Below are 12,865 nucleotides of genomic sequence, written 5' to 3'. Positions count from 1 at the left end.
CTATGGGCGCGGCCATGTCCCGCACACCCCCCAAGCGCTTCCACGTCAAGTCCTTCGGCTGCCAGATGAACGTCTATGACGGCGCGCGCATGTCCGAATTGCTGGAAGCCGACGGCATGTCCGCGACCGACAATCCGGACGAAGCGGACCTGATCGTCCTCAACACCTGCCACATCCGCGAGAAGGCGGCCGAGAAGGTCTATTCGGACATCGGGCGGATCGTGAAGCGGGCGGGCGCCGACGAACAGCCTCGCGAGAAGCCTATGATCGCAGTGGCGGGCTGCGTCGCACAGGCCGAGGGCGGAGAGATCCCCCGCCGCGCGCCGGCGGTCGACATCGTCGTGGGGCCGCAGGCCTATCACAACCTTCCGCAGCTGGTCGCCGACGCCGCTGCGGGACGCCGCGCGATCGACACCGACATGCCGGCCAATTCCAAGTTCGATGCGCTGCCGCGTCGACGCAGGCAGGGGCCGACCGCTTTCCTGACCGTGCAGGAAGGCTGCGACAAATTCTGCACCTATTGCGTCGTGCCTTATACGCGCGGGGCGGAGATATCGCGGCCGTGGAGCGCCATTCTCGACGAAGCCAAGGCGCTGGTCGATGCCGGCGCACGCGAGATCACGCTGCTGGGCCAGAACGTCAACGCCTGGGCGGGCGAAGATGAGGCGGGCCGCTCGCGCGGTCTCGACGGACTGATCGAGGCGCTCGACGCGATGCCGGGGCTCGCCCGCATCCGCTACACGACCAGCCACCCGAACGACATGAGCGACGGCCTGATCGCGGCACACCGCGACGTGCCAAAGCTGATGCCCTTCCTCCATCTGCCGGTGCAGGCGGGATCGGATCGCATATTGCGCGCGATGAATCGCAGCCATGACGCCCGCTCCTATCTGGCACTGATCGAAAAGGTCCGCGCGGCAAGGCCCGACATCGCCATTTCGGGCGACTTCATCGTCGGCTTCCCTGGTGAGACCGAGCAGGATTTCGAGGCGACGCTGGAGATCGTCCGCGCGGTCGGCCACGCCCAGGCGTTCAGCTTCAAGTACAGCCCGCGCGCTGGCACACCGGCCGCGACGATGGCCGACCAGATTCCCGCCGAGGTAATGGATGAGCGGCTCCAGCGGCTGCAGACGCTGCTCAACGAGCAGCAGCACCAGTTCAATCTCGCCAGTATCGGCAAGCGCTGCGACGTGCTGCTCGAACGCGACGGCAAGAAACCGGGGCAGCGGATCGGTAAGTCGCCCTGGCTCCAGTCGGTGATCGTCGAAGCCGATACCGCCATCGGCGAGATGGTCACGGTCGACATCGTGTCGGCGGGGCCAAACAGCCTGATGGGCGAGCTTGTCGGCCGCGAGCGCGCCGCCGCCTGAGCTTGCCTCGGACGGCGGCCTCCCGCCGCAACATAAAAGCCACATCCGCAGTGGATAAGTGGGATGCTCCACCGCTTTCCCACTTCGCACGGGTCCAAATGCGCGTAGGATCGTTGTCACCGGGCGATCACCGTCCGAGTGATCAGAGGAAAGGAACACACCGCCTCTTATGTCGCGCAAGCCAGTCCCCGCGCAGGCCGGAGATCGCGCCCGGCTCGAGATCATCTTCGACAAGCCCCAATTGCTCGGACGATTGTTCGGCGAATTCGACCAGAACCTGGTGGCGATCGAGAACCGGCTAGGGGTCTATATAGCGGCGAGGGGGAACAAGCTGCAGATCGAGGGTGAGGCGGAAGCCGCCGGCCGCGCCCGCGAGGTGCTGACCGGGCTCTACAACCGGATCGTGCAGGGGCAGGATATAGACAGCGGCGCCGTCGAGGCGGTGATCGCTATGTCGGCCGAACCGACGCTCGACGGGATCATCCGCAATGACGTGTCCGATCCGCCCAAGGTGATGATCCGCACGCGCAAGAAGACGATCGTCCCGCGTTCGGCAACGCAGATCCGCTATATGGAAGCGCTCAACCGCTCCGACATCATCTTCGCGCTGGGGCCGGCGGGCACCGGCAAGACCTATCTCGCCGTGGCGCAGGCCGTCCAGCAGCTGATTCAGGGGACGGTCGATCGCCTGATCCTGTCGCGCCCCGCCGTCGAGGCGGGCGAGCGACTGGGCTTCCTGCCGGGCGACATGAAGGAGAAGGTCGACCCCTATCTCCGCCCGCTCTACGACGCGCTCTACGACATGCTGCCGACCGAACAGGTCGAACGGCGGATCGCATCGGGTGAGATCGAGATCGCCCCGATCGCCTTCATGCGCGGCCGGACTCTGTCCGACGCCTTCGTCATTCTCGACGAGGCGCAGAACACGACGCCCGCACAGATGAAGATGTTTCTGACCCGCTTCGGCCAGAACAGCCGCATGGTCGTGTGCGGCGATCCGCGTCAGATCGACCTTCCCGATATCGGCAAGTCAGGTCTTGCCGACGCGGTCGGTCGTCTCGAAGGGGTGGACGGAATCGCAACCGTCCGCTTCGGTGCTGCCGACGTGGTTCGCCACCCGATCGTCGGCCGGATCGTCGACGCCTATGAAGGACCAAACGCTGCATGATCGATGTTGCCGTGCAGGCAGAAGACTGTTGGGACGACGGAACCGACTGGGAAGCACTGGCGATCGAGGCCGTCACGGCTGCGATCTCGATCTCGCCGCATGCCGCGCTGCTGAACGCGCCTTTCACCACCGAAATCTCGGTCCGGCTGGCCGACGATGAAGAGGTCCACGCACTGAACCGGCAATATCGGCAGAAGGACAAGCCGACCAACGTTCTGAGCTTCCCGATGGTCCAGCCCGATCTGATCGAGACGCTCGACAACAGCGATGACGGCGAAGTCCTGCTCGGCGACATCATCCTCGCGCGCGGTGTCTGCGTGCGCGAGGCGGCCGAGAAGGGCGTGGCGACAAGCGAGCATGCCACGCATCTGATCGTCCATGGCACGCTCCACCTGCTCGGCTACGATCATCTCGAGGATGACGAGGCCGAGGCGATGGAGGACCTGGAACGGATCGCGCTCGCCAAGCTCGACATCGCCGACCCCTATCTGATCCGCGAGGACTGAATAGCGCTCAGAACGGGAAGTAGAAGTGGATGGCGGTGACGGCCGCCGCCCAGGTCAGAAGATTGAGCGGCAGCCCGATACGCAGGAAGTCGATGTAGCGATAGCCGCCCATCTGATAGACGAGCACGTTCGTCTGATATCCGAAGGGTGTCGCAAAGGCGGCGCTACCGGCCATCATGACCGCCACCAGAAAGGGCCTGGGGCTCACTGAAAGACTTTCGGCGAGCGCGACCGCGACCGGCGTAACCAGCACGGCCACGGTCGCGTTCGACAATATCTCGGTCAGGATCAGCGTCGCTCCATAAAGCAGGATCAGAGCCGTCAGCGGCCCGAAGCTGCCGACCGAGCCGACCAGCGCATCGGTGGCTGCCGCCGCCAGCCCGGTCTGCTCGAGCGCGATACCGAGAACGACCATGCCCGCGATCAGCAGCAATATCTGGGGGCGGAGGCCGCCATAGGCTTCATCCGCCGCGATCACGCGCAGGAATATCAGAAGCACGGCCCCGCTGAACGCCGCCGCCGCGATTGGCGCGATATCGAGCGCCGCCAGCGCGACGACCGAGAGGAATACGGCGGTGGCAATCGTCGCCTTGCCCTTGTGCAGCGGACGATCGACGGCAAAGCGCTCCGGCTCGACAACCGACTCGCCGGCGATGTCGAGATGGGTGACCGCGTGCCGGGGCCGGTCGGGCCGGTCCATAGCCGCTCCCTGCGGCGCGACCAGCCGGCCGGAAACCAGCATCAGAAAGATACCGCCAACCAGCGCAGTCCAAAGGCCGACGGGGCTGATCTCGAACAGACCGAATGGCGGCTGCCCCGAGGTCCGCGCCATGTCGTCGACGAGCAAATTGGTCGATGTGCCGATCAGCGTGCAGCAGCCGCCGAGCACCGCAACATAGGAAAGCGGCATGAGAAAACGCCGGGGGTCGAGCCGTAGCGAATTCGCCACGTCGCGGACGATCGGCGCCGCCAGCACCACGATCGGCGTATTGTTGAGAAAGCCCGACGCGACTCCGCACAGCCCAATCAGGACCCAGATACCGATAGCGCCGACCCGCCGGCACATCGCCACCGCCTTGTGGATCAGATAGTCGAGCAAGCCCGCCAGTTCCATCGCATGGGCAATGACGAACAGCGACGCGAGCGCGATGATCGCGGGGCTGGCAAAAGCACCCTGAACCTCGCTGGGACGTACGGCGCCCGAAAGCAGCAATATTGCTGCACCACCAAGCGCGACGACGTCCGCGCGGACCTTGTCCCAGATCAGCGCCGCAACGACGCCAGCCAGGACGAGAAGCGTTATGATCTGCTCGATCGTCATCCTCTCGCCCTGCTAGCACAAAGTTTGGGGCCTACCAGCAACTTAACCGTCCAGCGAAGCCGGCCAAGAGAGACGGGACGGGTTCATAAAGCGGCCCTTATGCTGCTATGCTGCCTTTCATGCCTGGTCCCAACGCCCCCCTCGTGAAACGGCTGAGCGCCATTGTAGCCGGTCTGGCTATCGCCGGTTTCGGGCTTTACGCGCTTGACCGCGAAACGGCGACGCCCGTCGCTCCCCCTCCACCGGTAGTTGAAAAGCCGGTTGCGCGGATCACCAAGGTTTTGCCCAAACCGGAACCCGTGCTGGGGCGGACCGATATCATCGCGGCGGTCGCGCGCGCCGCAGATGCCCATGCCGGCGGCCTGCCCCAGCCAGCAGCCGACAGGTCGCTGGTCGGGCGGACATTCACGCTCAGAGTGCCTTTTGGCTGTGGCGGACCGATGCCCGAAGAGGCACCGGGGTCGAAGGCCAAGGCGCAAGCGATCCAGCGAGGCTGGCGCTATTCCGAAGCCAGCGGCGCTCTGCAGCTGATCTTCGGACTGGACGACTGGACCGAGGCGGACTGGATCGCGCCGCTTGCCGGCGATACGCCGCACGATCAGGTCGAGGGATTTTGGCTACCCCGGCCATGGACGAGTTCCGAAACCTGTCCGCCAGCTCCTCCCGAACAAGGGGAGGCCGAGGCTAGACCGGCCCGGGCAGATGTCCCCGCCGAGCGCACCGTGGGACTGGCGCAATTCTTCGCCACGGGCGCCCCGCGCACCCTGCAACGCGGCGGACGCCCCTATTCGGCTACGGTCAAGCGCGACGCCCCACCCGCTCCGGGTAGCTTTTTCCACCTTGTCGTCGAGGGGCGGATCGCCGCCTTTGCCGATGGGCAGCCGATCCACTGCCAGTCCCCGTCGCCCGATCAACGCCCAAGCTGTGTGGTCGCAACCGAGTTCACCACCATGGCCTTCGAAGACAATTCGACCGGAGAGGTCTTGGCGCGCTGGACCAAATGAGCCGATATGCTCCGGGGTCTATCGCCGGGATGTGCTGGATTTCCTGATAGTTTAATCTGGCCGAACTAAGGAAGCTTGCGGGGATTGCGCCTGCACACCTATTTCGGTTAGCGAATCAGGCCCAAGGAGCGGCACGAAGAAAGACGATGCCAGACGACAGTAGTAGCAGCGCCGCAGACAGCGGCGGACGATGGTGGCGCGGGCTCCGCGCGCTCTTTGCGCCAGAGCAGGAGCCGAGCCTGCGCGACCAGATCGAGGAAGTCATCGAGGAGCATGCCGGCGACGGCAGCGAGGATGACGATGACCTCTCCCATGCGGAGCGCGAAATGCTCCGCAACATCCTGCATTTCGGCGAGCGTACGGTAGGCGATATCGGGGTCCCGCGCGGCGACATCATCGCGGTTCCCGAGACGATCGGATTCGACGAGCTGGTGGCGCGCTTCGCAGAGGCCGAGCATAGCCGGCTGCCTGTCTTCGACGAGGACCTCGATCATGTGATAGGCATGGTCCATGTGAAGGACGTCTTCCGGATCGTGGCCACCGGTGCGCCGCGACCGGACTCGATCGCCGGACTCATCCGTCAGCCGCGCTATGTGCCATCGTCGATGCGGATCATCGATCTGCTCGCCGAGATGCGCGAGACGCGCACCCATCTCGCTATCGTGCTGAACGAATATAGCGGCACAGACGGCCTCGTGACGATCGAGGATCTGGTCGAAGAGATCGTCGGCGACATCGAGGACGAGCATGACGAGAAGGAAGAAGATCTGCTGATCCCGCTCGGCGAAGCCATCTGGTCCGCCGATGCTCGTGCGGAGCTGGAGGATGTCGCGCGACTGATCGATCCGCGCCTCGCCGACATCGACGACGATGTCGAAACGCTCGGCGGCCTCGCATCGTCGCTCGCGGGCCACGTTCCCCAGCCGGGCGAGATATTGGAGCATCCGAGCGGATGGCGGCTCGAAATTGCCGATGCGGACGAGCGGCGGGTGAAGAAGCTGCTCCTGCATCCCCCGCTCCCCGAAGTCGCCGATCAGGACTAAGGTACGGAGGCGTGACCTTTTGCCCTGACATGCGTTGAGGATACGGAATGATCCCCGGAGAGGCGAGATGACGACGAAGAAGAAGATCCTGCTGTCCCTGCCGCTCGTCGCGCTGATCGCCGCCGGGGTGGGCGTCTATGTCATGGCGACCGACGAAAGAGCCACGGTCGACTTCGCGGCGGTCGTCGGGGCACGACCCAAGCTCGTCGATCCCAAGGAACAGATGATCCCGACGGTCGCAGTAGCCAAGGCCGTGGGTTGGAAAGCCGGCGAGGCGCCGACCGCTGCCGCCGGGCTGTCGGTCGCGCCCTTTGCCGAAGGGCTGGACCATCCGCGCTGGATTTACGTCCTGCCCAATGGCGACGTCCTGGTCAGCGAGAGCAATTCGCCGCCGCGCGACAAGGATAATGGCGGGGGGGGCGTCACCGGTTTCGTGATGAGCAAGCTGATGGCCCGCGCGGGTGCCGGCGTGCCCTCGCCCAACCGTATCATCCTGCTCCGCGATGCCGATGGCGACGGCAAGGCCGAGGTGAAGACGGTCCTGATCTCGGGCCTCAATTCGCCCAGCGGCATGGCGTGGGCCGATGGCCAGCTCTATATCGGCAACACCGACGCGCTGGTGCGGGTACCCTTTCAGCCCGGCCAGACAAAGATCGATGCGAAGCCGGTGACCGTTGCCAAGCTGCCCGGAGGCTATAATCACTGGGCCCGCAACCTGCTGCTCGCGCCCGACAACAAGTCGATCTACGTCACCGTCGGCTCGGCCTCAAACATCGGCGAAAACGGCATGGATCTGGAGCGGAAGCGCGCTGCGATCCTGCAGATCGAACTGCCCTCGGGCAAGGATCGCATCTTCGCTTATGGCCTGCGCAATCCCAACGGTCTTGCCTTCGAGCCGACTACGGGCGACCTGTGGACCACGGTCAACGAGCGCGACATGATCGGCTCCGATCTCGTCCCCGACTATATGACAGAGGTCCAGCTGGGCGGCTTCTATGGTTGGCCCTGGTATTATTGGGGCGGCTATATCGACAAGCGGGTGCCCGAACCCGAGCAGGATCTGCAGTCCTATGTGATCCGTCCCGATTATGCGCTGGGCCCGCACGTCGCTGCTCTCGGCATGACCTTCGCCAAGGGCGCGATCCTCGGTCCGGACTATGCCAGCGGCGCCTTCATCGCCGAACATGGATCCTGGAATCGTCGTCCGCGCTCTGGCTACAAGCTGGTCTATGTCCCCTTCGCGCAGGGCAAACCGATGGGCAAACCGCGCGACGTGTTGACCGGCTTTCTCTCCCCTTCCGAAGAGGCCCGCGGCCGACCCGTAGCGGTGACGGTCGGCAAGCGAGGCGGCCTGCTGGTCACCGACGATGTCGGCGGCAAGATATGGCGCGTTACCGCAACTGCGCCCGTTGCACCGACGAAATAAGGGATTGCAGCGGCGGCTTGCCTGCAGGCAGCCGCCCCGCCCCTGTCAGATCAGCTGGCTGAGCTTGGACGGAGCGAAGAAAGCCTCGGCCTTCTCGACCGGGTGCGGCGCATCGAAACGGTGCCAGCCGCCGGCCGACAGCCGCTCGAGCGGCCGGAAACGGGTCTTGTATTGCATGCGCGGCGAGCCTTCGACCCAATAGCCAAGATAGACATAGGGCAGGCCGGACTCCGTCGCGCGGCGGATATGGTCGAGGATGATGAAGGTGCCGAGGCCGGGCCGCTGCTCATCTTCGGTTTCGAAGAAGCTGTAGACCATCGACAGACCATCGGCCTGCACGTCCGTCAGGCAGGCGCCGACCAGTCGGCCGGGGCGACCATCGACAGCAGGCTCCCGATATTCGATGACGTTGGTCTTGACCGGGGTCTGCTCGACCATGTCGGCGAAGTCCAACTCGTCCATCTGGGCCATGCCACCGCCGGGATGACGCGCCTTCAGATAGCGACGCAGCAGCGCAAATTGCTCCTCGGTCGTCCAAGGCTTGCACTGGCTGACTTCGAGGTCCGCATGGCGGCGCATCAGCTTGCGCTGGCTCGCATTGGGCTTGAACTCGTGGGCCACGACGCGGACCGACACGCAGGCCTGGCAATCGACGCAGGTCGGCCGATAGGCGACGCCCTGGCTCCGCCGAAAACCGATGCGCCCCAGCGCATCATTGAGGTCCGCGGCGTTCGGGCCCGACAATTCCGTAAAGACCTTCCGCTCGGTCCGTCCAGGCAGATAGGGGCAGGGGCCCGGTGTGGTCACGAAGAAACGGGGGAAGCGAAACTGCGCCGTCATGTCGAAAGCTTGCCCCCTGTCAGATCGTGCGCCTCGGTCGAATCGGACTATGCCTACGCACGAACGTCATGAAAAGAGCATTAACCTCGATTCTTTCGTCGATCTTGACCATCCTCTTCGCCGAAGGGCGAAGCGATCAGGCCGCTTCGATCGGCGTCACCTCATAGCCTTCCTTGCGCAGCGCCTGGAGCAGGCGCTCCAGATGGGAAGCGTCGCGCGTCTCGCACTCGATGTCCGCGATCAGCCCCTTGGCCGGCAGCGTCGTGAAGACGCGCTGATGATAGACTTCGACGATGTTGACCTGCTGCTCGTCGAACACGCGGGCGACGTGGAACAAGGCGCCGGGCCGGTCCTGCAGGCGGATGCGCAGGCGCGCGAGGCGTCCCGAGCGGGCGAGATCGCGCAACAGCACATTGGCGAGAAGCCGCGTGTCGATATTGCCACCGCACAGGATGATGCCGACATTGCGGCCCCGGAAGCGCTCGGGATGCGCCAGCAGTGCCGCGAGGCCCGCAGCACCCGCGCCCTCGACCACAGTCTTTTCGATCTGGAGCAGCATCGACACCGAGGTTTCCAGATCCCGCTCTGCCACGAGGACGATGTCGTCGACCAGCGCCTTGACGATCTGCGCGGTGAGTGCGCCGGGCTGCTTGACGGCGATGCCCTCGGCCAGAGTGTCGCCCTCGCAGGGCAGGGTGACGCCCTTCATCGCGGCATACATCGAGGGATAGAGTTCTGCCTGGACACCCACCACCTGGATCGGTCGTCCGGTCGCACGCGCGACGACCGCCGCGCCCGAGATCAGCCCGCCGCCGCCGATCGGCACGATCAGCGTGTCGATCTCTGGCGCATCCTCGAGCATTTCGAGCGTGACGGTGCCCTGCCCCGCGATGACGTCGGCATCGTCGAACGGATGGACGAAGGTCAGCCCCTCCTGCTCGGCTAGCGTGCAGGCGGCGCCATAGGCATCGTCGAACCGCTCGCCCGACAGGATCACCCGCGCGCCATGGCCTTCGGTCTGCTGGACCTTCACCGTCGGGGTGGGCTTGGGCATGACGATCGTGACGGGGATGCCGAGGCGCGCGCCATGATAAGCGAGCCCCTGGGCATGGTTGCCGGCCGAGGCCGCGATCACGCCGCGCTGGCGCTGTTCCTCGTTGAGCAGGCTAAGCTTGTTGAGCGCACCACGCTCCTTATAGGCGGCGGTAAACTGGAGGTTCTCGAACTTCAGCCAGACATTGGCGCCGGTGATCCGGCTGAGCGTACGGCTGTGCATGATCGGCGTCCGCACGATCGAGGGCGCGATACGCGCATGTGCCGCGCGGACATCGTCGAAGGTGACGGGGACGCCATGCGCGCCGCTGCTGTTCTGCTGGGTAGCCATAGTGTCGGCGCCCATAGACGATTGCGCAGCAGACTCCTAGCGCAGGCTCCGATTCCGCCCTATGCGATGCATCCATGGCAAAGGTGAGCTTTCTCGGGCTGGGCGCCATGGGCGCCCCCATCGCACGACATCTCGCGGCCGCTGGCCATGATGTCACCGTCTACAACCGTACGCGCGCCAAGGCCGAGGCCTGGGTCGAAAAGCATGGCGGGCGGCTCGCGCCGACTCCGGCTGCCGCCGCAGAGGATGCCGACGCGGTCTTCTCCTGCGTGGGCGCCGACGGTGACCTCGAAACTGTGACGCTGCGCAGCGACGGCTGCTTCCGCGCGATGAAGAAGGGGGCGCTGTACGTCGATCACACGACGGCATCCGCGCGCATCGCCCGTCAGTTGGCGGTCGAAGGCCGGGACCGTGGCCTGCTCGTGGTCGATGCCCCGGTGTCTGGCGGCCAGTCAGGGGCCGAGGCGGGCACACTCGCGATCATGTGCGGCGGCTCGGACAAGGCGGTCGAGGCGGCGATCCCGCTGATGCAGGCCTATTCGTCGCGCATTGTCCACATCGGCGGCCCCGGCGCGGGACAGACCACCAAGATGGTCAACCAGATCTGCATCGCCGGCGCCATGCAGAGCGCCGCGGAAGCGCTGCGCTTCGCCCAGAATGCCGATCTCGACCTCGACAAGGTGTTCGAGGCGATATCGGGCGGGGCTGCAGCCAGCTGGTACATGGTCAACCGCTGGAAGACGATGTCGGAGGAGAGCTTCGACTTCGGCTTCGCGGTCGACTGGATGCGCAAGGATCTCGGCATCGCGATCGAGGAAGCCCGTTCCAACGGCGCTGCCTTGCCCTTTGCCGCGCTCGCCGACCAATTTTATGGCGAGACGCAGGCGCTGGGCTGTGGTCGCCTCGACATTTCCTCGGTGGTCAAGCGACTGCCGCGCACATGATCGCTCGCATCGTCGGTGCCGGCCGGTCGGCGCTCGCCGCCCTGGCCCTGATCGCTTCGCCCGCTCTTGCCGACGGACTGATCGATAATGCGAATGGCTATAGCTTCGACGACAAGGGCAAGCTGGTCCGCTTCGACGGACTGCTGATTGACGGCCAGGGGCGCGTCTCCAGGCTGCTCCAGCGCGGGGACAAGCGTCCCGAGCGACTTGATTTCCGCCTCGATGCCAGGGGCCGTACTGTCATTCCGGGGCTGATCGACGCCCATGGCCATGTCATGGGGCTGGGCGAGGTGGCACTGTCGCTCGACCTGTCCGCGACCAAAAGCCTCGCGGAAGCGCAGGAGGCGCTGCGCCGTTACGCCGCCGATCGACCGACCCCGCTGTGGATACGCGGCGGCGGGTGGAATCAGGAACGCTGGCAGCTCGGCCGCTTCCCGACGGCAGCCGATATCGACGCCATCGCGCCCGGCCGCCCCGTCGTGCTCGACCGGGTTGACGGCCACGCGCTGCTCGCGAACAGCGCTGCGATGGCGGCGGCCGGAATCACCGCCGCGACCAAGGATCCGCCCGGCGGCCGCATCGAGCGCGATGCCAAGGGCCAGCCGACCGGTGTCTTCGTCGATGCCGCGCAGCAACTGGTCATGTCGGCCGTGCCCGCGATGCTGCCGCGCGAGCGCGACGCCGCTCTCGTCAAGGCGCAGGACATTCTCCTAGGCTATGGCATTACCGCCACCGCCGACATGGGCACCTCCCCCGACGACTGGCTGACGATGCGCCGCGCGGGCGACGCAGGACGCCTGAAGGTCCGGATCATCTCTTATGCCGGCGGGATCCCGGCGCTGCTCGCGGTGGCGGGCACCGGGCCCACGCCCTGGCTCTATGACGGCCGGCTCCGCATGGTCGGGGTCAAGCTGTACGACGACGGCGCGCTCGGGTCGCGCGGGGCCTGGCTGAAGGCGCCCTACGCCGACGCGCCGGGTCAGAAGGGGCTTCGCTTCCTGGAAGACGCCAAGCTTCGCAACCTGATGAGCCGCGCGGCGATGGACGGTTTCCAGACGGCGGTGCACGCGATCGGCGACGCCGCCAACGAACAGGTTCTCGGCGCGATCGAGGAGCTGTCGGACACCTATAAGGGCGATCGTCGCTGGCGGATCGAACATGCCCAGATCGTCGATCCGGCCGATCTTCCCCGCTTCGCCAGGAACGGCATCATCGCCTCGATGCAACCCGTCCACCAGACATCGGACCACGCCATGGCCGAAGCCCGGCTGGGCCCGGGCCGGCTGGGCGGCGCCTATGCGTGGAAGACAATGCTCGACAACAAGGTGCCCCTGGCCTTCGGCTCGGATTATCCGGTCGAAAGCCCCAACCCCTTCCCCGCCCTCGCCGCTGCCGTCAGCCGTCAGGATCCATCCGGCCAGCCACCGGGCGGATGGCAACCGCAGCAGGCGATCAGCATCGCCGAGGCCGTGCGTGCCTTCACCACGACCGCCGCTTATGCGGGCTTTGCCGAGGACCGGATCGGATCGCTGACCCCCGGCCATTTCGCCGATTTCGTGATCCTCGATCGCGACATCTTCACCGTCGGCGTCGCCGATCTGCGCAGTGCCAAGGCGGTCGAAACCTGGATTGCAGGCAAGCGGGCCTGGACGGCCCCCTGATATCGGGCTCGTGCGTTTCATATTGTAACATAAGCCGGGCAATGACCGGCCGTTCTTCCGACCAGACGAGTATCGGACACCCATGAAGACCTCGCTTTTCGCAGCAGCCCTCCTTGCAACCGCCTCGACGTCCGCGCAGGCGGCGCCGCCGCCGAAGCCAAAGCTCATCGTCGCCATTTCGGTGGACCAGTTCTCATC

The 12,865-nt window shown here is 65.6% G+C and carries 11 protein-coding genes; 8 read left to right on the top strand and 3 right to left on the bottom strand.

The features are described 5' to 3' along the window. Positions 1 to 2 precede the first annotated feature (2 nt). The 3 genes from miaB to ybeY all read left to right on the top strand — a co-directional run bounded on the left by miaB (position 3) and on the right by ybeY (position 3,044). Positions 3 to 1,370, top strand: a complete 1,368-nt coding sequence (gene miaB, locus KAY22_RS00995) for a tRNA (N6-isopentenyl adenosine(37)-C2)-methylthiotransferase MiaB (RefSeq protein WP_296619008.1) — start codon at positions 3 to 5, stop codon at positions 1,368 to 1,370. 169 nt (positions 1,371 to 1,539) lie between these two features. Then, complete coding sequence (locus KAY22_RS00990) at positions 1,540 to 2,538, top strand: PhoH family protein (RefSeq protein ID WP_296619006.1); 999 nt, start codon at positions 1,540 to 1,542, stop codon at positions 2,536 to 2,538. Further along, positions 2,535 to 3,044: an rRNA maturation RNase YbeY gene (gene ybeY / locus KAY22_RS00985; RefSeq protein ID WP_296619004.1), complete on the top strand. Its 510-nt coding sequence runs from the start codon at positions 2,535 to 2,537 to the stop codon at positions 3,042 to 3,044. Before KAY22_RS00990 ends, ybeY begins: the two co-directional genes overlap by 4 nt. A 7-nt stretch (positions 3,045 to 3,051) precedes the next feature. On the opposite strand, the gene KAY22_RS00980 is transcribed toward ybeY, so the two are convergent. Further along, a complete protein-coding gene (locus KAY22_RS00980; protein ID WP_296619002.1) occupies positions 3,052 to 4,365 on the bottom strand; it encodes an SLC13 family permease in 1,314 nt (437 codons plus the stop codon). 119 nt (positions 4,366 to 4,484) lie between these two features. Between KAY22_RS00980 and KAY22_RS00975 the strand changes: the two genes are divergently transcribed. The 3 genes from KAY22_RS00975 to KAY22_RS00965 all read left to right on the top strand — a co-directional run bounded on the left by KAY22_RS00975 (position 4,485) and on the right by KAY22_RS00965 (position 7,838). Further along, positions 4,485 to 5,369, top strand: a complete 885-nt coding sequence (locus KAY22_RS00975) for a hypothetical protein (RefSeq protein WP_296619000.1) — start codon at positions 4,485 to 4,487, stop codon at positions 5,367 to 5,369. Between the two features lie 146 nt (positions 5,370 to 5,515). Next, a complete protein-coding gene (locus tag KAY22_RS00970) occupies positions 5,516 to 6,412 on the top strand; it encodes a hemolysin family protein (protein WP_296618999.1) in 897 nt (298 codons plus the stop codon). A 67-nt stretch (positions 6,413 to 6,479) separates the two neighbouring features. After that, positions 6,480 to 7,838 carry a sorbosone dehydrogenase family protein gene (locus KAY22_RS00965; protein WP_296618997.1) on the top strand — a complete coding sequence of 453 codons (1,359 nt, stop codon included), beginning with the start codon at positions 6,480 to 6,482 and terminating at the stop codon, positions 7,836 to 7,838. Positions 7,839 to 7,883: 45 nt separating this feature from the next. Here KAY22_RS00965 and KAY22_RS00960 read toward each other — a convergent pair whose 3' ends face one another. Together KAY22_RS00960 and KAY22_RS00955 are read right to left on the bottom strand one after the other, a co-directional pair. After that, positions 7,884 to 8,678 (bottom strand): arginyltransferase, encoded by a 795-nt coding sequence (locus KAY22_RS00960; RefSeq protein WP_296618995.1) that lies wholly within the window; start codon positions 8,676 to 8,678, stop codon positions 7,884 to 7,886. 136 nt (positions 8,679 to 8,814) lie between these two features. Then, the gene (locus KAY22_RS00955; protein ID WP_296618992.1) at positions 8,815 to 10,062 is read right to left on the bottom strand and encodes a threonine ammonia-lyase; all 1,248 of its coding nucleotides are present in this window, start codon (positions 10,060 to 10,062) and stop codon (positions 8,815 to 8,817) included. 74 nt (positions 10,063 to 10,136) lie between these two features. Between KAY22_RS00955 and KAY22_RS00950 the strand changes: the two genes are divergently transcribed. Further along, entirely contained in the window at positions 10,137 to 11,006 is an 870-nt protein-coding gene (locus tag KAY22_RS00950) for an NAD(P)-dependent oxidoreductase (RefSeq protein ID WP_296618990.1), read from the top strand. Beyond that, positions 11,003 to 12,667, top strand: coding sequence for an amidohydrolase family protein (locus KAY22_RS00945; protein ID WP_296618988.1), 1,665 nt, complete (start codon positions 11,003 to 11,005; stop codon positions 12,665 to 12,667). The genes KAY22_RS00950 and KAY22_RS00945 overlap by 4 nt, the downstream gene beginning before the upstream one ends. Positions 12,668 to 12,865 lie beyond the last annotated feature (198 nt).

The sequence above is a fragment of the Rhizorhabdus sp. genome, assembly GCF_018006725.1.
Classification (GTDB): Bacteria; Pseudomonadota; Alphaproteobacteria; order Sphingomonadales; family Sphingomonadaceae; genus Rhizorhabdus.
The sequence above is the reverse complement of the archived record's forward strand: the minus strand, read 5'-3'. Positions and strand labels throughout refer to the sequence as shown.